The sequence below is a fragment of the Alterotamlana spongicola genome (assembly GCF_035818475.1).
Taxonomy (GTDB): Bacteria; Bacteroidota; Bacteroidia; order Flavobacteriales; family Flavobacteriaceae; genus Cognatitamlana.
In genome coordinates this window covers 296826-318281 of the sequence record NZ_JAYMGV010000003.1, presented here as the reverse complement: position 1 = coordinate 318281, position 21456 = coordinate 296826, and the positions used below count along the sequence as shown (strand labels likewise).

Sequence of the window (21456 nt, the reverse complement as noted above, 5' to 3'; positions counted from 1 at the left end):
GTTTTAAGTCCTAAATTTAATCCTTATTTTTAATTGCCCCGTCTTTTCTTGCAATTTTTTGATGATATTTCTTAAAGGTTTTGCCTATGAGGCTTTCTGTTTTCTTTTAAAAATCAGCATTATGAAGTATCTGCACACTTAATTATTAGCTTAAAAACTAATATTTTTAATTATTAGTCAAAAAACTAATATTACATATTATTAGCCAAAAAGCTAATAATTTTGTTATTTTAGATGAAAATCAATACTTTTGGGTGTATATTCAACCACATATGACCAGTATAATAACAGGAGACATCATTAATTCTAAAGAAAGTTCCCCAAAACAATGGCTGGAAGCACTAAAATATGTTCTAAACAGCTATGGTAGTTCTCCCCTGACATGGGAAATCTATAGAGGTGATAGCTTTCAACTGGAAGTCAATCCAACAGAGGCCTTAAAGGCCTGCCTTCTTATAAAAGCAAGTATAAAGCAATTTGATCATCTGGATGCTAGATTGGCCATTGGTATTGGAGAAAAAACATATGCTTCTGAAAAGATAACAGAATCCAATGGCAGCGCCTTTATCAACTCAGGAGAATGTTTTGAAAACCTAAAGAAAACAACTCTTGCTATAAAATCTCCTTTTGGTGATTTTGACAGATCCATGAACATCATGTTGGAATTAGCTCTTTTAACATTGAATAACTGGACCAACATATCATCCGCATTTGTAAAAACAGCTTTACAACATCCGGATTTAAATCAAAAACAATTGGCCGGTCTTTTAAAAAAAACCCAAGGCAATATAAGTCAGGGGCTAAAACGTGCCGGTTTTGATGAACTATCAAAATTATTAGATTTTTATAAAACCCAAATACAAACCTTATGATTTCCTTAATCATTAAATTAACTCTTGCTCATGTTATTGGTGATTTTTTGTTTCAGCCTCAAAAATGGGTAAGCCACAAAGAAACCTATAAGCATAAATCTAGGTTTTTATACTGGCATATTTTAGTGCATTTATGCGCCTTAATTATAATATTGCAATTTAATTTCACCTATTGGTTGGGAATCCTTATAATCAGTGTTTCTCATTTTATTATTGATAGTATTAAACTACACCTTAAACCCCTTCTTAACCGCAGACTTTTGTTTGGCTTAGATCAACTGGCACATCTGATTGTCATACTGTTTGTTGTAAAAATATATGAGCCTTTTACTTTTAGTTTCAGTATGCTGTTTGAGCCTAAACTTTTACTATTTATAACTTGTATACTTTGCATCACAAAAGTATCCTCTATCATAATGAAGACCCTGATTTCAAAATGGGATTTAAAAGAATATATGGAAGAAGCTTCACTTAAAAACGCTGGTGCTTACATAGGTATGCTGGAACGCTTATTTGTTTTTGCTTTCATCATTACCAATCATTGGGAAGGTGTTGGTTTTTTAATTGCCGCAAAATCAGTTTTTAGATTTGGAGATTTATCAAAGGCCAAAGATCGAAAGCTAACCGAATATATTTTAATCGGGACCTTACTTAGCTTTGGTTTAGCTATTGTATTTGGGTTGGGTTATCAATATATTTTTGATCTTATTGAATAATGCATATCCGACAGACCTTATATTTGAAACCATTTACACAGATCCGGTTAGACCTTTCGACTGTGCTCAAGGTGACCTACTAAAAACAATATGCTTTACCTAATTAATTATTTTTTATAAAACCTGGCATATCCGCGGTAAGCAAAACTTCCTAAAACAATTACAATGACACAAGCTATCGCAATAAATTTAAGGCTTACAATTTGATCGCCACTAGCATAACTATGAAGCCCTGCTAAATAGAAATTCACACCAAAATACGTCATTAAAATACTTGAAAATGCCACGATTGACATTAGGTTAAAAAACCAGCGACTTCGCAATCCGGGCACCAAACGCATGTGAATTACAAAGGCATACACCATAATGCTAATTAATGCCCAGGTTTCTTTAGGATCCCATCCCCAATAGCGTCCCCAGCTTTCATTGGCCCACATACCTCCTAAAAAGTTACCAATAGCTAACATCACTAATCCCACTGTCAATGCCATTTCATTAATAATAGTAAGTTCCTTAATATTTAAATCCATTTTAGTTTTATTGGATTTAGTAGTAAAAGCCATTAAAAATAAGGAGACAACCCCTAATATCATTCCTAAGGTAAAAGGGCCGTAACTGGCTACAATAACAGCTACATGAATCATTAACCAATAACTATTTAAAACAGGTTGCAGGTTTGCAATTGCCGGGTCCATCCAATTCCAGTGTGCAATCATTAAAATCATTGATGTTACAAAAGCACCAGCTGCTGTTGTTAAATAAGACGTATTTTTTCCTCCAAAAAGATTATATAAAACTGACAGTATGTTCCCATTTGAAGTATTAGACAGTAATAATCCAAAGAGCATGGTTGCCCAGGCCACATAAATCATAGATTCATAAGCATCACTCCATGGCGCATGCCCTGAAATGTACCAGCGAGTTATTAAACCTGCCGTATGCAAAAGAAACAACCCTACAATAATCCATTTAAAAACTTTTACAGCAATATTAAGCGTTTTGTTTTTATCATTAAATATTTGAACAATAAGTAAGATAAACATCAAAGCCCCCGTATACATATACCAGCTGAACAGCTTTTTAAAAATATCGTATTTATTATACAGCACTTCGGTTTTTACTTTATCGTCACTAAGCATAACATCTCCACCATACTTATGCTGCGTTTTCTTAAAAGCGGCTAAAAGTTTTTCTGTTTCAGAAAAATCTCCGGTTTGTTTTGCTTTATTTAAGGTAAATAAATACGCACTGAATCCATTTTTCACAAAATTGCCATAAAGTGAATCCTTTATAACCGAAATATCCTGGCGGTAATCATATGTTGAAATCCATTTATTATTGAGGTTTTCAGGAATAGGGAATATTTTTAAAGACATGCCTTCTATAGCATTGTACAATAAACTCACCCGCTGATCTGTTTCTTTAAACTCTTTTTGAAATCCATTGGGTACCTGAGCTTTATATGCTTCATCTAAAAAAGGCGCTAACTTATACTGCCCCCTATCTGTAAAGAAGTCGGCTAAGGCTGCATATTTTTCTTCCTTTGATATACCAATAAGGTTTCTAATTGAATCTCCTTTTTTGGGTTTTAAATAAATAACAGGAACATTATACCACAACATTGGGCTTTCCTGTATAGATAAAAACACCTGATTGGCATCAAATGATCCATAAGTGTTATGCTTGCTCAATTTTCGTAACATTTCAGAAGCATAAGTATTTACCGGCATCATACGTCCGCTTAAATCCTGAATCACTAAATGCCCAAATTTATCGGCATGCGCCTTAGGCGTAATGTTGGCTGCTAAAACAGAATCTATTTGCGTTTTTGTTGGTTTGGAATGGTTATGTCCATCACCTTCTGAATGTTCTTGAGCAAAAATATTTATTCCTAAAAACAGTAAAAATATGGTTAACAACTTTGCTTTTTTTGCTTTTACACTTTCCAGATGTCTTTTTAAATCCCCAAAACGCGAACCTTTAACAAATAAAATCGCCATCAATCCAAAATAGAGCATAAAATAACCGATGTATGTAAGCAGAGTTCCCCAGTAATCATGATTTACAGAAAGAATGGTTCCCTTTTCATCAGGGTCAAAACCAGATTGAAAAAACCTGTAACCATCATGGTCCAAGATATTATTCATATAAATCTTATAATCAAAATCATCTGTTCTTTCATCAATAACAGTAACTTCACTTGAATAAGCGGAAAACCCACGTTCTGTTCCCGGATAGCGTTCCGCCTCAAAATCATTAAGCTTTATAGAAAATGGTAATTCCAAAACTTTCGAGCCATATTTAAAAGCAAAATCTAACCCTCCAACTTGTACCTGTTTAAATCTGCCATTAGAACCTTTTCCCCCTAATAAACCAACACTCTTAGTCTCACCATTGGTAGTTACTTTTAATTTGACTCCATCCTGGTCATTTTTTAATAGTTGTGATTTTTCAACCACATCAAAAACACCTTTAACAACCGGCTTGGGAAACACCATTTGCATATTTCCTATCACATATCTTGAACGCAAATGTAAAGGCTGTAAACTATCTCTATACAACTTACCTTGAGCACTTGTTGCCATGGTCATATATTCTCCTTTAAACGGTGAATTAATTGTTAGTTTATTATTCTTATAGGTAATATTTATGGCGCCTTCTGTAGGCTTATTCATTGCAAACAAAATATTATGAATGCTCTGTATTTGCCCGACCTTCAAAAAATGGTTATGAGGCCCGTTACTGCCCGCCTCAACAATCTTCAAATATTCTTCACCATTTTCATCCGGAACAATATCTTCTTCAGCTCCAACTATAAACTTTTCCAATTCAATGGTGACCGGTTGTGTATTATACTTTGAACTTATTTTAAACTTATTTTTCAGGCGGCCTGAAAAATCAACTTCTCTTTCTATAGGTAGCCTTTGAGGTACGCCGTCAATTTCATAGTCGCCGTCAATATAAGTGGTGAGATATGTTTTTTGTGAAAGAAACGTGTTTTCAGTAGCGCCTTCCCTAATAGCCATCATACCTTCAAAACTGGCATAACGTGTAATAAAAGCCCCTAACAATATAAAAATAAAGGCTAAATGCAGTAAAAATGTTGCCCATTTTTCTTTCTTGTAGAGTCGATATCTAAAAATATTACCTGTAAAATTAATGACAAAAAACACCATAATCGCCTCAAACCACCAGGCATTATAAATAAGAGTTCTGGTATAAGCTGTAGGTGATGTTTCCTGACCTACATCAAGAAAAGTTCCTGTGGCCATAGCGGCAGCAAATAGTATAAATAAAACAGCAGTAAGTCTGGTAGAAAAGAAAATGTTAGCGAGTTTTTTTTGCATAATAACAACCCTTTTTTAGGTCGTGCAAATTTAAGGATTTAAGTTTATTACTTCATGTTAAAGTATTTAAAAAAGAAACGGTTTTTACAGAAACATGAACAACTTATCAGTTCTAATTAAAAGCTAGTTTAAAAAACTAGGGATTATTATTAAACCCTATAAATTACTGTTGCCTGGCTTCAAAAATTTTCAGGTATAAAAATGTCCCCATTTTTCTTGCACGATGTTTTGCATTTTCAGCATAATCACCTTCAAAAAGTTCATTAACAGTTTCAAACCAAAGATTTAACCAAAGCCCAAAATGCTGCTCTGTAATACTATGATTGTTTTCTTTATCTACTTTAACATGTACATCTAAAGGATTCCCCAAATACCTGGTCTTTAAAAACAAGCTGGACTCCCAAAAATCGGTTAAATTATCAATATGTGCATCCCAATCCTTAATAAGCTCATTAAAAAAAGGCCCCAAAACTGTATCTTTCCTTATTTTTGTATAAAATGATGACACCAATAAAAATACATCTTCCCTGGTTTTAATATCTTTTTTATCCATAATTCAAAGTTATACTTTTAATTTCAATCTATATCTGCCAAAAAATTGTGAATCGTAAATCATAAATCGTATTTCTTGCTTATTTTAGCGCTTATGATTTCAGTAGTAATTCTGGGTGCCGGTAATGTTGCCACCCATTTATTTAAAGGACTTAACAAAGCTAAAGATGTTTCAGTAATTCAATGGTACAACCGTAACCTTGAAGCTATCAATCCTTACAAAAATTTGGTAGATATCACCAGTGACTTAAACACTTTAAAAAAAGCCGATGTTTATATTTTAGCAGTTAGTGATGACGTTATTGCTACGCTGTCCTCAAAATTGCCATTTGATAACCGATTAGTTGTACATACTTCAGGTAGTGTTAATATTCATGATTTAGATAAAAAACACAAACGCGGTGTCCTTTATCCATTACAAACATTTAGCAAACATGCCGAAATAGACTTTAAGAATGTGCCTATTTGTATTGAAACCATTGATAAAAAAAGCTACCCGTTATTAAAAGAATTAGCTCTTAGTTTAGGTAGTCCAACTAAACGGGTAAACAGTAATCAACGTCGTGTTTTACATTTAGCAGCTGTTTTTGTAAACAATTTCACCAATCAATTATACCGCATTGGCCATGAAATTACTGAAAGTGAAAGTACCGAGTTTGATTTATTAAAACCGCTTATTTTGGAAACCGCAAAAAAAGTTCAGGAGATGTCGCCTTACATGGCACAAACCGGTCCGGCAAAACGAAATGACAAAAAAACCATAAAAGCACATTTAGGCCTTTTGCAAAACCAGGAACATAACGAGATATATAAATTACTAACCGATTCAATACAGCATACCCATGGGAGAAAAAAGTTATAAAGAATATTTAGAACATATTACTACATTTATTTTTGATGTTGACGGTGTATTAACTGATGGCTCTGTGTTGGTGACCTCATCTGGTGAAATGCTGAGAACCATGAATATTAAAGATGGATATGCATTGAAAACCGCAGTTGATAAAGGGTTTAATGTTTGTATTATTTCCGGAGGTTCAAATGAAGGTGTCAGGGCTCGTTTAGAAGGGCTGGGAATAACAGATATATATCTTGGAGCACATAACAAAATTGAGCAGCTTGATGACTACTTTAATAAAAAAGGGGTTACCTCTGAGAATGTACTGTACATGGGGGATGATATTCCTGATTATCCAATTATGAAAACTATTGGTTTACCATGTTGCCCCCAAGATGCGGTGCCGGAAATAAAGAACATTTCAAAATATATTTCCCATAAAAATGGTGGTAAAGGGGCAGTACGTGATATTATTGAGCAAGTCATGAAAGTTCAAGAAAAATGGAGTGGTAATTTTGGAGCTAAGTATGATTGATAGTTTTTGATTGTTAAAATAGCATTTTCATCTGCTCTTAAACTCTAAATTTTTGAAATTTTTAATCTTAATCCGTTACAAAAACCTCTTAATGATTGCCCTAGTGCAGTTATTGATAAAATATGCATTTTTAGAACCTTTTGGAGCCGTAACAAGTTTAGACGGTTTTGGTATTTCTCTTTTAATTATGGCTACTGTTTGCATTGCAGCTGCCGGAAATATTATCAATGATATTAATGATATTGAGACAGATCTGGTCAATAAGCCGGAACGCATCATTATTGGAAAAGCAATTTCTGAAAAATTGGCTTACAACCTATTTATCGGTCTAAACTTGACAGGAGTTGCCCTTGGGTTTTATTTATCACATAGAGTTGGGAGTCCTTCCTTTTTTACCATATTTATCCTGGTTTCTGCATTACTGTACATCTACGCCACTTATTTAAAACAAACATTTTTAATTGGTAACCTTATTGTTTCCTTACTTGTTGCCATAAGTATACTTATTGCTGGGTTTTTTGAATTATTACCGGTTATGACAATATCAAATAGGCCAACCCAAATAGTATTCTTTAAGAGCATCCTTGACTACGCTATATTTGCCTTCACTTTAAATCTATTGCGTGAAATAGCAAAAGACATTGAAGATATTGATGGTGATTATAAGGCCGGCATGAACACCTTACCAATTGCATTAGGTAGAGATCGTGCTAAAAATATCCTATCGGTTTTAAATTTCATCCCTTTGGCAGGAATCATTTATTACATGATTTCTAATCTCTATAAACAGCAAATAGCAGTAATCTATTTCTTGTTATTGATCATAGCTCCCCTAATTTATATATGCATTAAAACCTTTAATGCTCAATCAAAAAAAGAGTTTCATCATATTAGTAGTATGTACAAATTAGTTATGCTTTTTGGCATGCTTTCATTACTTTTATACAAGTATGTAATCCTTAACTAATGCTAAACGAAAAACTTAAGAACCATCATATTATACTGGCATCCGGATCGCCCAGGAGACAAGAGTTTTTCAAAAACCTGGGATTGGATTTTGAAATTCGTCTAAAACCTGTGATAGAAGAATATCCACCCCGATTAACACATTTTGAAATCAGCAATTACCTCGCTCAACTAAAGGCCTTACCTTTTAAAGACGAATTAAAACCAAATGATATCTTAATAACCAGTGACACTATTGTTTGGCATAACAATAAAGCATTGGGAAAACCCATTGATGAGCAAGATGCGTTTAATATCTTAAAAACATTAAGTTTGGCCACACATGAAGTTATTTCTTCTGTATGTTTTACCACTTCTAATTATGAAAAAACACTTCATAACACCACTAAAGTTACTTTTAAAGAACTTACAGATGAAGAAATTCTGTATTATTTAAAAACCTGTAAGCCATTTGATAAAGCTGGAGCTTATGGTATTCAAGATTGGATAGGCCAAATAGGCGTTACAAAAATTGAAGGTTCTTATTTTAACGTCATGGGTTTACCTACTCATCTTGTTTACAAAACGTTAAATGCTATTGCCAAAACGGTATAACATTGTAAATTTATAGTATGGATATACTTAAAACATTAAAGAAAATCATAAAGGCCGAAATTCTGTTTTGGCTAATTGTTGGCTTAGTTTTACTGATTAGCTCCTGTAAAGAGCAGTCAGCATCCAAAGATTTGGCAGTACATTCAAAAGACATGTCAACAGCACCTATAACTTCTGAAGCTTCTCAAACTTCCCCGGAATTCAATGCCTACTGGTACAGTGGAGAGGCCGAAATTTCGTCTTATAAACTCGAACAAGCTAGATATGGTGAACTAAGAGAAGGGCAGGCCGTTTTAATTTATGTTACTGAAGACTTTCTGCCAAACGCCCAGGTAAAAGCAGATCAACAGAACTCTAAAAACATATCGGTATTAAAACTAAACGCTACTAAAAATTTTAATACAGGTATTTATCCATATTCTATAATGCAAAGCGTTTTTTACCCGGTTTCAAATAACAGACATGCCATTAAAGTGTCAAGTTCAATACAGGAATGGTGTGGCCATGCCTATACACAGCTTAATAACAGGGCTGAGTTTGAAGTTATGCTACATTCCTATTTTGAAGGAGAAGCCGATAAAACCTTTAAATTAAAAAAGGCTGTTTTAGAAAATGAGTTGTGGACTCAATTACGTATCGCTCCTAAGTCTTTACCAACTGGCAGTTTAAAAGTTATTCCTTCTTTTGAATTTAGCAGATTAAAACATATCCCTATAAAAGCTTATAAAGCTGAAGCTACATTAAATGCCGGAACGTATACTATAAACTATCCTGACTTAAACAGAAGGTTATCAATAACATTCAATCCAGATTTTCCCTTTGATATCTTGAGTTGGGAAGAAACTTTTAAAAGTGGTTTTGGTTCACAAGCTAAAGAATTAACAACTAAAGCCACCAGGTTAAAAACAATAAAGTCTTCATATTGGCAAAAGAATAGTAATAAAGATGAGGTTTTAAGAGAAACCCTGCTTTTAAACTAACTTAATTAGCACTTACACTGTATCTTTGCACTGTATTTTAATTCAAACCATATGTTTTTTGAAATTCACCGAAAAGAACTCATCATTACCGGGTTTGTTCTTTTATCCTTGTTAATAATAAGGTTTATCACCAATTTCACCATTACTAAAGTGGCTAAAAAAAATGGAATCAATAAAGCCAGAACAAGGCTTATTTGTAGATATGTAACTGTCACTATTATACTGGTAGCTCTCTTAATAGAAGCTTTTGTTTTTGGTGCCGAATTCAAAGAACTGGCAGTTATTTTTTCATCAGTTTTTGCTATCCTTGGGATTGCCCTTTTTGCCATTTGGTCTATATTAAGTAATGTGACTTCAGGTATTATCATGTTCTTTTCTTTTCCCTATAAAGTTGGAGACAAGGTAAACATTCATGATAAAGATTTTCCAGTCGAGGCGGTAATTGAAGATATTAGAGCTTTTCATCTACACCTAAGGTTAAACAATGGTGATTTAGTGACTTATCCCAACAATATGATGCTTCAAAAGGCAGTAACACTTGTTGAAAAAGATGCCATAGAAAAAAGCTACTGAACAGGCACTCTACAAAATCACACAACATAGGTTTTAGCAAAGCGTTAAATAAAAATTAAAACCAGTACTACTGCTGGTTTCTTTATTTATATTTGATTTCAGCTAATAAAAAATCATGAATAAAAAACTACTTTTTTTAATGATAGCGGCCTTTACGCTATCAAATATTATTGCCCAAAAACCTCAAACACCATCATCATCAGAAATTTACGAATCCATTCAGAAATTAAACTTTTTGGGTTCGGTACTTTATATTGCTGCTCACCCTGATGATGAGAACACGCGTTTAATTGCTTATATGTCTAATCGCATAAAAGCCAGAACCACATATTTATCATTAACCCGTGGTGATGGCGGACAAAATCTTATTGGCCCTGAGATTAGAGAGTTATTAGGTGTAATAAGAACTCAGGAACTGCTTGCCGCTAGACGGGTTGATGGTGGTGAACAATTATTCACCAGGGCAAATGATTTTGGGTATTCAAAACACCCCGATGAAACTCTGGAAATATGGGACAAAGATCAGGTATTAAGTGATGTAGTTTTGGCCATTAGAAAATTTAAACCAGACGTTATTATCAATAGATTTGACCACAGAACCCCAGGATCTACCCACGGGCATCATACAACTTCAGCTATGCTGAGTATGGAAGCTTTTGATCTGGCCGGAGACAAATCTGTATTTACAGACCAACTAAAAAGCACAAATGCATGGCAGCCAAAACGCATATTTTTTAATACCGGTTGGTGGTTTTATGGCAGTAGGGAAAACTTTGAAAAGGCTGATAAAAGTAACTTAGTACGTTTTAATATAGGCACCTACTACCCACTAAAAGGACTTTCTAATAATGAACTGGCCTCATTAGCCAGTAGTCAACATTTATGTCAGGGCTTTGGACGTTTATCACAACGCGGTTCACAAGACGAATATATTGAATTTCTTAAAGGCCAACCACTTATTGATAATGAGAATATTTTTGCCGGTATTGACACCACATGGAACAGAGTTAAAGGCGGACAGGCTATTGGAAATATTCTAAGTGACATAGAAAACAATTTTAATTTCAAAGATCCAGCACAGCATCTTTCGCAATTATTAAAAGCATACAAACTGCTTCAAAATATTGAAGATGAGCACTGGAAAACACAAAAAACAAAAGAGCTTAAACATATCATTGAAATGTGTGCCGGTTTGTATTTAGAAGCTTCTGCAACAAACAATTGGGCAACACAAAACGAATCCGTTGATGTAAATATAGAAGTCTTAAACAGAAGCCATTTTCCTATTGTTCTACAAAACATTGTTAACACTAACGGTTTGAGTATATCAAAGGATATAACGCTAAAGAACAATGCTAAATTTACTTTTAAAGAACAGCTTAAAGTTAATAGTAATGCCGCTCCAACAACACCATATTGGTTAAACAAGAAAGGTACTTTAGGGATGTATCAGGTAGAAGATATTACTCTTATTGGTTTACCCGAAACACCACGAACTTATAACATAAATTTCAATCTTTTATTTGATAAGGTCCCAATTACAATTACTAAAAATATAATACAGCGTTTCTCAAAACCTGATAAAGGTGAATTATACCGTCCGTTTGAAATTATACCCGAAGCCTCAGCTAAAATCACTGAAAAAGTAATTATTTTTAATTCCGATAAACCCCATGAAATTAGTGTTATAGTAAAAGCCGGACGAGATAATTTAGAAGGTTCGGTTGAAGTTTGCCATCCTAATGATTGGTCAGTTTTTCCAAAATCACAAAACGTATCCATTCCGCATAAAGGAGAAGAGCAAACTCTAGTATTCACAGTGACGCCTCCCAGTACCGGCAGTGAAGGCTATATTAGCCCCATAATTCATATTGGTGATAAAAACTACACTAAAGAGCTTATAGAAATAGATTATGAGCATATTCCTTTTCAAACCGTTTTATTACCCAGTGAAAGTAAAGTTGTTAGGCTGGACATAAAAAAGCGTGGCGAAAATATTGGTTATGTTCAGGGTGCTGGTGATGTGGTACCGGAAAGCTTAAAACAAATGGGTTATAATGTTAGAATTATAAAACCAGAAGAAATCAACCAGGAAACTTTAAATAGATTTGATGCCGTTGTTGTGGGCATTAGAGCCTATAACACTATTGAAGATTTGCAATTTAAACAACAGCAATTATTTGACTTTGTAGCCCGTGGCGGAAATATGATCGTACAGTATAATACCAGTTACCGTTTGAAAGCCGAAAACCTTGCACCTTTTGACTTGAAATTATCCAGAGACCGAGTGACCAATGAAAATGCAGAAGTTCGCTTTTTAAACCCAGAGCATCCCGTTTTAAATTACCCTAACAAAATAACCACAAAGGATTTTGAAGGCTGGACTCAGGAACGTGGTTTATATTTTCCTGATGAATGGTCAGAAGCATTTTCTCCTATTTTATCAATGAATGATAAAAACGAATCGCCAAAAGACGGTAGCTTACTTGTAGCAAAACACGGTAAGGGATATTATATATATACCGGATTAAGTTTCTTCAGAGAATTTCCGGCCGGGGTTTCAGGTGCCTACAGGTTATTCGCCAATATGTTATCTCTGGGAAAAGATAATATAAATCAATCCTCTAAACTAAACGATTAAAAAATGAGCAAGGATCAACAACAACCTAAACAGGCCTGGCTTAAGCTTTATACTATTGTTTTAATAGCTAATGCTATTTACTTTATAATCTTTTATCTTATCACAAAATCGTTTTAGTTTATGCAAGTTTTAAGTTGGATTGATTGGACGGTATTGTGCGTAACTCTAATAGCTATAGTAACTTATGGCACGCTTCAAACAAGAGGCAGTAAAAATGTAAAAGATTATTTAAGGGGAGGAAACACATCAAAATGGTGGACCATAGGTTTATCTGTAATGGCAACACAAGCCAGTGCCATTACATTTTTATCAACACCAGGACAGGCTTTTAATGACGGGATGGGCTTTGTCCAGTTTTACTTTGGACTTCCTATAGCCATGGTGGTTATTTGTATGGTTTTTATTCCACTCTATCACAGGTTAAAAGTGTATACAGCCTATGAGTTTTTAGAAAATCGTTTTGACTTAAAAACCAGAACACTGGCGGCCATATTATTTTTAATACAACGCGGATTAGCCGCCGGAATTACCATTTTTGCTCCGGCCATAATTTTATCGGTTGTATTGGGTTGGGATTTATTAACGTTAAATATTATTATTGGTTTCCTTGTTATTATTTATACAGTTTCAGGAGGAACAAGAGCTGTTAATGTAACACAAAAGCATCAAATGGTTGTTATATTTATTGGAATGCTGGTCGCCTTCTTTTTAATAGTAGATAAACTTCCGGAAGACATCACATTTACTAAAGCTCTTGAAATAGCCGGTGCCAGTGGCAAAATGGAAGTTCTGGATTTTTCTTTTGATTTAAACAACCGATATACATTTTGGAGTGGTATTATAGGAGGAACCTTTTTAATGCTCTCCTATTTTGGAACAGATCAAAGCCAGGTACAGCGTTACCTTTCAGGGAAATCAGTAAAAGAAATGCAACTGGGATTGATCTTTAATGGTCTTCTAAAAGTTCCCATGCAATTCTTTATACTATTGGTTGGTGTCATGGTATTTGTATTTTATCAATTCAATGAAGCACCGGTAAACTTTAACCCTATTGCCACAGAGGTGGTTTTGAATTCAGAATACGCAGAGGATTATAAAACACTCCAAAAAGAGCAAAAAGAGATTTTTAATGACAAACAGAAAATCATTGAGTCGTTTATAACCTCAGAATCTGATAATGCTTCAAAATACATATCATTTGCTAATCAGGCCAATGATGAATTAAGAAGTGAAGCTCGGGAACTTATTGAAAAAGCAGCTGATGGCCAAAATATAAAAGTAGAAAGTAATGATAAAGATTATGTTTTTATACATTTTATACTCACCAATTTACCACGCGGATTAATTGGTTTGTTGCTGGCTGTTATTTTAAGCGCTGCTATGTCTAGTACAGCAAGCGAATTAAACGCTTTGGGGTCAACAACAACCATAGACCTTTACAAGCGAAATACCAGTAAAAAGTCTGAAGAAGACATGGTAAGAGCCTCAAGGTGGTTTACGTTTGCCTGGGGTATCATGGCTATTGGTGTAGCCTGTATAGCCAATCTTGCTGAAAATTTAATCCAATTGGTCAACATCATTGGTTCCATTTTTTATGGCAATGTATTGGGTATATTTTTACTTGCATTTTTCTTTAAATTTGTGAAAGGAAATGCTGTATTTGTTGCGGCACTAATAACACAAGTTGTTGTTATAGGGCTATTCTTTTTAAATGAATATGAACTAATAAACCTGCCGTTTCTATGGCTAAACTTTGTAGGCTGTCTTATTGTAATTGTTATAGCTTGCCTACTACAACTTATAAGTTCAAATGACGAATCAACCACCACGTAAAACCATTAACTGGGGCATTATTGGTTTAGGCAATATTGCCCATAAATTTGCTACAGACCTATTGACTGTGAAAGAAGCTCAACTATATGCAGTAGCTTCAAGATCTGTAGAAAAAGCTAATGATTTTGCTTTAAAATATAATGTAGAAAAAGCTTTTGACAGCTATGAGGCATTGGTTAAAGATAAAAATATTGATGCTGTATATATAGCAACACCCCATGCTTTGCATAAAAGTAACACCATATTGTGTTTAGAACATGGTATTGCTGTTTTATGCGAAAAACCCTTTGCCATGAACGCTGATGAAGTCGCGCAAATGATAGCAAAATCCAAAGAAAAAAATGTGCTTCTCATGGAAGCCCTTTGGACTTACTTCTTACCACATTACCAATACGTTTTAAATCAAATAAAAAAGAAAACACTTGGCAAGGTTATAAAACTTGAAGCTGATTTTGGATTTTACAGGGCGTTCAATAATGATTCCAGATTATTCAATAAATCATTAGGAGGAGGAAGTTTGCTGGATATTGGCATCTATCCCATTTTTGCTGCGCTTTCTACCTTAGGGACACCTCAACACATAGAGGCAAAAGCCACATATTTTGAAAACGGTACTGATGCTTCATGCCATATGATTTTTAAATATGATGAAGTTACAGCTTATTTAAAAAGCACGCTTACAGAGGACACTCCAACAGAAGCTATATTTTATTGTGAAAGAGGCACCATAAAAATCAATACGAGATTTCTAGCACCTTCCACAGTAACCATAACATCGGATAAAGGAGAAGAAGTTATAGACTTCAATTGCAAAACTTTGGGTTACAACTATGAAATCATGCACTTCAATGAACTTATCCGACAGAGAAAAACCGAAAGTAATATCATGACTTTTGAGTTTAGCAGGCAACTCATCCAGACACTTGATCAGGTTAGAAACCTTATTAATTTATACTATTAAAAAAGCGCAACACTACAGGTTGCGCTTCTATTTTATATTTGAGATTTAATTTTTTAAATCTTTATAACGCCCCCCATTCTTTTAAGGAAGCCTCATTCATTTTTACATATCCTGTATTACCTGCTTTTTCAGCATGCTTCATAGAGGCTTTAGCTGCAGTTATAGCACCTTCAGTATTACCTGCTTTAGCATGAATTAAAGACTGTTGTCTTAAAAACCAAAAACGTGGTTTTTCAGAAGTCATTTCAACAGCTTTATCAATCCACTTCTGAGCTTGTTTGACATCTTTACCTTCCTGTAAATAGTAAACGGCAGAAGCGTAAAAATCATTAGCATTAGGCCCTCCCAAAATATTATTAATACTAGCTAAAACAGCATCGTCTGTAGGTACAGAAAAAGGAATCGCTATATACGTTTTCTCCCAAATAAAATCAATAGTAGCAGTACTATTAGTAATGTTATTAATGTCTAAAGTCATAGTTTCAACACTAAAAGGAACAGCATGAGCCTTTACTGTAGTTTTAGCAGCAACTTTGGCATCATCCCATTTTTGAGGCGTTCCCCAGTTATTGGTATCTGAGTAAAAATAAACATCCCAGGTCTCTTTTCCCGGTTTCGTAAAAATGGCGTAAGATCCAGCTTTTAAAGTTTGTCCGTCAACAGTTGCATCCGTACTAAATGTAATTGTAGTATTCTTATTTGCTCCGGTTCTCCATATTTTGTCATAAGGTTCCAAACCTCCAAATATTTTTCTTCCTTTCACTCCTGGTCTGGAATATTCAATGGTAATATCGGTCAAACCAACTTTCTGTTCCAGTTTGGAAGCAGGACTTGGTTGCGGTGTAGTCACCTGTGCATTAACAGAATAAACCGTAGCACAAGCCATAAAAAGTAATAGTAGTTTTTTCATTTTAATTTTGATTTAATAATTAGGTAATTACTTGGCATAAATTTACATATCCAAAATTCGTTTATTGTTAACAAAAGCTTAAAATAAGACATTGTATATTTGCCACATAATTAATTTGGGCGTTACCCAAGGGTCGGGCTTTCACTACTCGCTGCCTCCTCTGTCAGCGAGCTCAAACAAACCGTTCAATCCCTAACGCAAAACACATATAATAATGAAACAATATATTTCAGAAGCCATAGGTACATTTGCATTAATCTTTTGTGGTTGTGGAGCTATGACCATTAACGAAATAACAAACGGAGCCATCTCCCATGTAGGTGTTGCAGCTACGTGGGGACTTATAGTCATGGCTATGATTTATGCCTTTGGGGAAATTTCCGGAGCTCACTTCAATCCGGCAGTAACCATTGCCTTTGCATTTGCTAAAAAGTTTTCATGGCAAAACGTTCCAAAATATATACTGGCCCAAGCCATTGGAGGTATTTTTGCTGCATTTCTATTGTGGTTTTTGTTTCCAGACAGTCAATTCTTAGGAGAAACCACTCCGGCAGAAGGGTTTCCATCATACAAAGCAGCTATTCTGGAATTTATTCTAACATTCTTCTTAATGGTTGTTATTATTAATGTGTCTACCGGAAGTAAAGAAATTGGAACTATGGCTGCCATCGCTGTTGGAGGCGTCATTCTTTTAGAAGCTATGTTTGCAGGTCCAATGACTAAGGCCTCTATGAATCCCATTCGCTCAATTGCCCCTGCTATCTTTACAGGTAATTTTCAATACTTATGGCTATATATTACAGCACCAATATTAGGGGCTATTACTGCCGTGTCCAGTTGTAAATTGGTTAAAGATGATAATTGTTGCTAGAATTTTTAATTTATTTTGTTTAATATTTTTTTAAAATAATTAAACATTTTTGTATATTTATCAAATATAAAACGTATTGGTAAATAGGCTAGTTTCCTGATATCAAGAAAATACAACACAATTATGACTATTCTGGTAACAGGAGCCACTGGTTATATAGGCAAACGCCTGATTCCTTTATTACTTAAAGAAGGGCATACTGTGGTATGTGTCGTTAGGGATAGGTTGAGAGCTGATAGTCATTATACGGAAGACGATAAAGTATTTGTTATTGAAGCCGATTTTTTAAAACCTGAAACACTTAAAAACATCCCAAAAGACATTGATGTCGCTTATTATTTAATTCACTCTATGTCAAGTCCATCAAAAGACTTTAAATCACTAGAACAACAATGTGCTGTAAATTTTAAAACCTATATAGAATCTACTAAAATCAATCAAGTAATTTATCTAAGTGGTATTACTAATGAAAAAGAATTGTCCAAACATTTAAGCTCCAGAAAACAGGTTGAGAACACCCTTAAATCTGATGTATATGCCCTTACCACATTTAAAACAGGCATCATTGTTGGATCCGGAAGCGCATCATTTGAAATCATACGGGACCTGGTTGAAAAATTGCCATTTATGATTGCTCCAAAATGGTTAAACACCAAAACACAGCCAATAGCAGTAAGAGATATGTTAACATTTTTATACAGAGCAGCAGGAAACAAAACCCTATATAATACATCTTATGATGTTTTTGGTCCGGAAATCATAACATATAAAGGCATGCTCTTGCAATTTGCAAAAGTAAGAGGTCTTAAACGTTATATTTTAACAGTACCCGTTATGACGCCCAAGCTATCTTCATATTGGTTATATTTTGTAACCTCTACGTCCTATAAGTTAGCCATATCATTGGTTGATAGCATGAAGGTACAAATTATAGGAAGACCAAGTCAAATAAATGATATACTGGAAGTCAATCCAATACCATACGATGAAGCCGTAAAATTGGCTTTTGAAAAAATTGAACAAAACGGCATCATATCCAGCTGGAAAGACTCAATAATTAGTAGCGGAAGACTGCAAAGTAGTGGTCTTCACAAATACATAAACGTTCCTAAATTTGGCTGTTTTAAAGACTACAAAGAATCCTTTGTCAAAGACCCCGGAAAAACTCTCAATAAAATTTGGGCTATTGGAGGTAAAACAGGGTGGTACTACGGAACACTTTTATGGCAAATTAGAGGATACATTGATAAGCTTTTTGGAGGCATTGGCTTGCGACGAGGACGTACCAGTCCTACCAACATAAACGCCGGCGATGCCTTAGATTTCTGGCGTGTTATTTTTGCCGATAAGGCTCAACAAAAACTGTTACTCTATGCAGAAATGAGATTACCGGGAGAAGCATGGTTAGAGTTTAAAATAGAAAAAAACAAGCTTAAACAGACTGCAACTTTCAGGCCTCGTGGGATCTGGGGCAGACTCTATTGGTATAGTGTATTACCCTTTCATGTCTTCATCTTTAAAGGCATGATCAATAAACTTTCTAAAGCATAATAGAACTTACTTATAGTTCAATAGATATTTTTTGTTTAATATTTCAAAACATTAATTAAACATTTCATATATTTGAATGAGCCGGTAATTAAATCTTAGATGTAAAAAGTAGTTTAATAAATCACACAACATCTTTTGAATTAAAATTTATGATTATAATAATGAAAGTTAGAGCATTGAAAAGTGACAGAACTACAAAACTTTAAACAATTAATACCATGGATTTAATAAACAGAGCACTGGAATTTGAACAAAGAAAAATGAGGTCGTTATCAACTAGCGATCGTGTAAAAATCTCTAGAGAAGCTAAAGCTTTAATTTTAGATTTAAACCAAATTTATAAAGAAAAGAAGGATGAAAAAATTATGGATATCATGAAACGTTTAACAATCATTAAAAGAAAAGTAGAGAAACGTTTAAAAGGCCCTTTAGTAAATTAAAACTTTATATTATGTCAAAAAACAACGTGAAAAATGGCCAAATATTAAAATTTACATAATAATTCTTTATAAAAATCAATAATAATATAGATTTTACTATATTGTCAAATTGTGAAAGTATACCATAATTTCACAACAAAATAAACCAGATTAAAGATTTAAAAAACTATGGAGCTTATTGACCGTGCTTTAGAATTTGAGCAACGCAAACACACCTTTAAAACAACCAGTGAACGTATTGAATCCTCTAGAGAAGTAAAAGACCTTATTTTAAGTTTAAATACTATTTATAAAGAAAATAAAGATCCCGAAATTATGGATCTGATGAAACGTTTAACTGTTATTAAACAGAAAATTGAAAAAAGGCTAAAGGGCAGGCCATAAACTAAATTACGCCCTGAAACCAAATGAAAACAATAATTATAGTTGGTGGTAGTAAGGGTATAGAAAATGCTATTCTTAAAAAATTAACTGGAGTTTCTAAAGTTGTAAATATTAGTCGAACAACTCCTAAAGAGCTATATGCTAATTTAGTTCACTTTTTTTGTGATACACTTCAAAATGACTTACCTAATCTGGATGCTGCTGATGGGTTAATTTATTACCCCGGAAGTATTAATTTAAAACCAATTTCAGGGCTAAGTCTCGATAATTTTAAAAATGATTTTGAAATTAATGTTTTGGGAGCTATAAAAGCTATCCAATACTATCTGCCTGTACTAAAAATGACTTACGCCCTTTATTTTATTATTCAGTGCAGTAGCCGCAAAACTTGGTGTGCCCTTTCATGCTAGTATAGCCACAGTTAAAATCAGACAAGGCGTCGCCTATATTCGGACAAATATTTGAAATAGATTGTGGTATAGTGAGTTTTAAAATTTAGCTCTAAACCTCTTATGGAAGAACTATTTGACAAGTATTAATAATGAGTATAGCAATCAATATTTTTTGGTTTAGAAGAGACTTGAGACTGGAAGACAACCATGGTCTTTACAACGCATTAAAAGGGACATTAAAGGTCCTTCCCATTTTTATATTTGACTCAAATATTCTGGATGGTCTTCCAAAGGATGATGCCAGAATCAGTTTCATTCATAAGACACTTCAAACACTAAACACCAGACTCCAAAACAAAATAAACGGTGGCATTAATATCTATCATGGTAATCCTTTAGATATTTTTAAACAATTAATCAAAGCCAATACTATTAAAGCAGTATATACTAATCATGACTATGAACCTTATGCAAGAAAAAGGGATTTAGATATAGTGCAATTTTTAAAAGCACACAGCATTGGTTTTAAAAGCTATAAAGACCAGGTAATCTTTGAAAAAAATGATATTACTAAAAACAATCTAAGCCCTTATCAGATATACACACCATATATGAAACGCTGGAAAGCAACCTATAGAAACACCGAGCAACAAAGTTTCCCATCTGAAAACAGACTCAACAATTTTATTTCAAACTTTACATTTCCTAATTTAAGTCTTACTGAATTAGGCTTTGAAACATCCAGACATTATATAAAACCATATAGAATCACACCAGAATTTATTCAAAACTATGAAGACACCAGAAATTTCCCGGCAAAAGATAGCACTTCAAGATTAGGCCCCCATTTAAGATTTGGAACTGTAAGCATTAGAAGCGTTATAAAAAAAGCGGTGTTAGAAACAAATGAAATATTCTGGCAGGAACTCATATGGCGTGAATTCTTCATGCAAATTCTGTGGCATTACCCGGAAATACAATTCAAAAGCTTCAAACCTAAGTATGATACTATTGTTTGGAGGAATAATGAAAATGAATTCAAAGCCTGGTGTGAGGGCAAAACAGGTTACCCTTTAGTTGATGCCGGTATGAGGCAATTAAATCAAACCGGGTATATGCACAATAGGGTTAGAATGTTGGTTGGTAGTTTTTTATGCAAACATTTACTCATAGACTGGCGTTGGGGAGAAACCTATTTTGCGAAAAAGCTTCATGATTATGAAATGGCCAGTAATATTGGAAACTGGCAATGGGTGGCCGGTTGCGGTGTTGATGCTGCTCCTTACTTTAGAATCTTTAATCCCTTAACCCAAATCAAAAAGTTTGATAAAAATTTAGACTATATAAAAAAATGGGTGCCTGATTTTCAGGAATTAACCTACCCCTCTCCTATAGTGGAACATAAATTTGCCAGAGCACGCTGTTTAGACGTTTACAAAAAAGCTTTGGGATAAAATCTCCAAAAAAAGGGAGTTCATAACATTTTATTAAGATTTACAT

At 34.1% G+C, this 21456-nt stretch carries 20 protein-coding genes; 17 read left to right on the top strand and 3 right to left on the bottom strand.

Features of this window, described 5'->3' with window-relative positions:
- The first annotated feature begins 272 nt into the window (after positions 1–272).
- Positions 273–872: a transcriptional regulator gene (locus tag VOI54_RS15590; protein ID WP_326284000.1), complete on the top strand. Its 600-nt coding sequence runs from the start codon at positions 273–275 to the stop codon at positions 870–872.
- The gene (locus VOI54_RS15585) at positions 869–1588 is read left to right on the top strand and encodes a DUF3307 domain-containing protein (RefSeq protein WP_326283998.1); all 720 of its coding nucleotides are present in this window, start codon (positions 869–871) and stop codon (positions 1586–1588) included. Before VOI54_RS15590 ends, VOI54_RS15585 begins: the two co-directional genes overlap by 4 nt.
- A gap of 107 nt (positions 1589–1695) precedes the next feature.
- Here the strand turns inward: VOI54_RS15585 and VOI54_RS15580 are convergent, their stop codons facing one another.
- Positions 1696–4935, bottom strand: a complete 3240-nt coding sequence (locus VOI54_RS15580; RefSeq protein ID WP_326283996.1) for a cytochrome c biogenesis protein CcsA — start codon at positions 4933–4935, stop codon at positions 1696–1698.
- A 163-nt stretch (positions 4936–5098) separates the two neighbouring features.
- Positions 5099–5488 (bottom strand): group III truncated hemoglobin, encoded by a 390-nt coding sequence (locus VOI54_RS15575; RefSeq protein WP_326283994.1) that lies wholly within the window; start codon positions 5486–5488, stop codon positions 5099–5101.
- A gap of 93 nt (positions 5489–5581) precedes the next feature.
- On the opposite strand from VOI54_RS15575, the gene VOI54_RS15570 reads away from it, so the two are divergent.
- The 9 genes from VOI54_RS15570 (at position 5582) to VOI54_RS15530 (ending at position 15408) form a co-directional block, all read left to right on the top strand.
- Positions 5582–6349: a Rossmann-like and DUF2520 domain-containing protein gene (locus tag VOI54_RS15570; RefSeq protein ID WP_326283993.1), complete on the top strand. Its 768-nt coding sequence runs from the start codon at positions 5582–5584 to the stop codon at positions 6347–6349.
- On the top strand, positions 6330–6860 hold the full coding sequence (locus VOI54_RS15565; protein WP_326283991.1) for a KdsC family phosphatase: 531 nt from the start codon (positions 6330–6332) through the stop codon (positions 6858–6860). Before VOI54_RS15570 ends, VOI54_RS15565 begins: the two co-directional genes overlap by 20 nt.
- 52 nt (positions 6861–6912) lie before the next feature.
- Positions 6913–7827: a geranylgeranylglycerol-phosphate geranylgeranyltransferase gene (locus tag VOI54_RS15560; protein WP_326283989.1), complete on the top strand. Its 915-nt coding sequence runs from the start codon at positions 6913–6915 to the stop codon at positions 7825–7827.
- Positions 7827–8420: a Maf-like protein gene (locus VOI54_RS15555; RefSeq protein ID WP_326283988.1), complete on the top strand. Its 594-nt coding sequence runs from the start codon at positions 7827–7829 to the stop codon at positions 8418–8420. The genes VOI54_RS15560 and VOI54_RS15555 overlap by 1 nt, the downstream gene beginning before the upstream one ends.
- Before the next feature lie 17 nt (positions 8421–8437).
- Positions 8438–9400 carry a septum formation inhibitor Maf gene (locus VOI54_RS15550; RefSeq protein WP_326283987.1) on the top strand — a complete coding sequence of 321 codons (963 nt, stop codon included), beginning with the start codon at positions 8438–8440 and terminating at the stop codon, positions 9398–9400.
- A gap of 51 nt (positions 9401–9451) precedes the next feature.
- Positions 9452–9973 carry a mechanosensitive ion channel domain-containing protein gene (locus VOI54_RS15545; protein ID WP_326283986.1) on the top strand — a complete coding sequence of 174 codons (522 nt, stop codon included), beginning with the start codon at positions 9452–9454 and terminating at the stop codon, positions 9971–9973.
- Between the two features lie 115 nt (positions 9974–10088).
- Positions 10089–12614: a PIG-L family deacetylase gene (locus tag VOI54_RS15540; protein ID WP_326283985.1), complete on the top strand. Its 2526-nt coding sequence runs from the start codon at positions 10089–10091 to the stop codon at positions 12612–12614.
- 120 nt (positions 12615–12734) lie between these two features.
- Entirely contained in the window at positions 12735–14447 is a 1713-nt protein-coding gene (locus VOI54_RS15535; RefSeq protein WP_326283984.1) for a sodium:solute symporter family protein, read from the top strand.
- Positions 14425–15408, top strand: coding sequence for a Gfo/Idh/MocA family protein (locus VOI54_RS15530; protein ID WP_326283983.1), 984 nt, complete (start codon positions 14425–14427; stop codon positions 15406–15408). Before VOI54_RS15535 ends, VOI54_RS15530 begins: the two co-directional genes overlap by 23 nt.
- Before the next feature lie 61 nt (positions 15409–15469).
- Here VOI54_RS15530 and VOI54_RS15525 read toward each other — a convergent pair whose 3' ends face one another.
- Complete coding sequence (locus VOI54_RS15525) at positions 15470–16318, bottom strand: DUF2911 domain-containing protein (RefSeq protein ID WP_326283982.1); 849 nt, start codon at positions 16316–16318, stop codon at positions 15470–15472.
- Positions 16319–16532: 214 nt separating this feature from the next.
- On the opposite strand from VOI54_RS15525, the gene VOI54_RS15520 reads away from it, so the two are divergent.
- The 6 genes from VOI54_RS15520 (at position 16533) to VOI54_RS15495 (ending at position 21410) form a co-directional block, all read left to right on the top strand.
- Positions 16533–17189 (top strand): MIP/aquaporin family protein, encoded by a 657-nt coding sequence (locus VOI54_RS15520; RefSeq protein WP_326283981.1) that lies wholly within the window; start codon positions 16533–16535, stop codon positions 17187–17189.
- Between the two features lie 123 nt (positions 17190–17312).
- A complete protein-coding gene (locus tag VOI54_RS15515) occupies positions 17313–18740 on the top strand; it encodes an SDR family oxidoreductase (RefSeq protein WP_326283980.1) in 1428 nt (475 codons plus the stop codon).
- 218 nt (positions 18741–18958) lie between these two features.
- The gene (locus VOI54_RS15510) at positions 18959–19180 is read left to right on the top strand and encodes a hypothetical protein (RefSeq protein WP_326283979.1); all 222 of its coding nucleotides are present in this window, start codon (positions 18959–18961) and stop codon (positions 19178–19180) included.
- A 168-nt stretch (positions 19181–19348) separates the two neighbouring features.
- A complete protein-coding gene (locus tag VOI54_RS15505; protein WP_326283978.1) occupies positions 19349–19564 on the top strand; it encodes a hypothetical protein in 216 nt (71 codons plus the stop codon).
- A 23-nt stretch (positions 19565–19587) separates the two neighbouring features.
- On the top strand, positions 19588–19974 hold the full coding sequence (locus VOI54_RS15500) for a Rossmann-fold NAD(P)-binding domain-containing protein (protein WP_326283977.1): 387 nt from the start codon (positions 19588–19590) through the stop codon (positions 19972–19974).
- 131 nt (positions 19975–20105) lie between these two features.
- Complete coding sequence (locus tag VOI54_RS15495; protein WP_326283976.1) at positions 20106–21410, top strand: cryptochrome/photolyase family protein; 1305 nt, start codon at positions 20106–20108, stop codon at positions 21408–21410.
- The last annotated feature ends 46 nt before the right edge of the window (positions 21411–21456 follow it).

What these genes read in the sequence shown, in the direction of transcription:
- VOI54_RS15590 (WP_326284000.1), top strand. Translation starts at nt 273, where the DNA reads ATGACCAGTATAATAACAGGAGACATCATTAATTCTAAAGAAAGTTCC.
- VOI54_RS15585 (WP_326283998.1), top strand. Translation starts at nt 869, where the DNA reads ATGATTTCCTTAATCATTAAATTAACTCTTGCTCATGTTATTGGTGAT.
- VOI54_RS15580 (WP_326283996.1), bottom strand. Translation starts at nt 4,935, where the DNA reads ATGCAAAAAAAACTCGCTAACATTTTCTTTTCTACCAGACTTACTGCT.
- VOI54_RS15575 (WP_326283994.1), bottom strand. Translation starts at nt 5,488, where the DNA reads ATGGATAAAAAAGATATTAAAACCAGGGAAGATGTATTTTTATTGGTG.
- VOI54_RS15570 (WP_326283993.1), top strand. Translation starts at nt 5,582, where the DNA reads ATGATTTCAGTAGTAATTCTGGGTGCCGGTAATGTTGCCACCCATTTA.
- VOI54_RS15565 (WP_326283991.1), top strand. Translation starts at nt 6,330, where the DNA reads ATGGGAGAAAAAAGTTATAAAGAATATTTAGAACATATTACTACATTT.
- VOI54_RS15555 (WP_326283988.1), top strand. Translation starts at nt 7,827, where the DNA reads ATGCTAAACGAAAAACTTAAGAACCATCATATTATACTGGCATCCGGA.
- VOI54_RS15550 (WP_326283987.1), top strand. Translation starts at nt 8,438, where the DNA reads ATGGATATACTTAAAACATTAAAGAAAATCATAAAGGCCGAAATTCTG.
- VOI54_RS15545 (WP_326283986.1), top strand. Translation starts at nt 9,452, where the DNA reads ATGTTTTTTGAAATTCACCGAAAAGAACTCATCATTACCGGGTTTGTT.
- VOI54_RS15540 (WP_326283985.1), top strand. Translation starts at nt 10,089, where the DNA reads ATGAATAAAAAACTACTTTTTTTAATGATAGCGGCCTTTACGCTATCA.
- VOI54_RS15535 (WP_326283984.1), top strand. Translation starts at nt 12,735, where the DNA reads ATGCAAGTTTTAAGTTGGATTGATTGGACGGTATTGTGCGTAACTCTA.
- VOI54_RS15530 (WP_326283983.1), top strand. Translation starts at nt 14,425, where the DNA reads ATGACGAATCAACCACCACGTAAAACCATTAACTGGGGCATTATTGGT.
- VOI54_RS15525 (WP_326283982.1), bottom strand. Translation starts at nt 16,318, where the DNA reads ATGAAAAAACTACTATTACTTTTTATGGCTTGTGCTACGGTTTATTCT.
- VOI54_RS15520 (WP_326283981.1), top strand. Translation starts at nt 16,533, where the DNA reads ATGAAACAATATATTTCAGAAGCCATAGGTACATTTGCATTAATCTTT.
- VOI54_RS15515 (WP_326283980.1), top strand. Translation starts at nt 17,313, where the DNA reads ATGACTATTCTGGTAACAGGAGCCACTGGTTATATAGGCAAACGCCTG.
- VOI54_RS15510 (WP_326283979.1), top strand. Translation starts at nt 18,959, where the DNA reads ATGGATTTAATAAACAGAGCACTGGAATTTGAACAAAGAAAAATGAGG.
- VOI54_RS15505 (WP_326283978.1), top strand. Translation starts at nt 19,349, where the DNA reads ATGGAGCTTATTGACCGTGCTTTAGAATTTGAGCAACGCAAACACACC.
- VOI54_RS15500 (WP_326283977.1), top strand. Translation starts at nt 19,588, where the DNA reads ATGAAAACAATAATTATAGTTGGTGGTAGTAAGGGTATAGAAAATGCT.
- VOI54_RS15495 (WP_326283976.1), top strand. Translation starts at nt 20,106, where the DNA reads ATGAGTATAGCAATCAATATTTTTTGGTTTAGAAGAGACTTGAGACTG.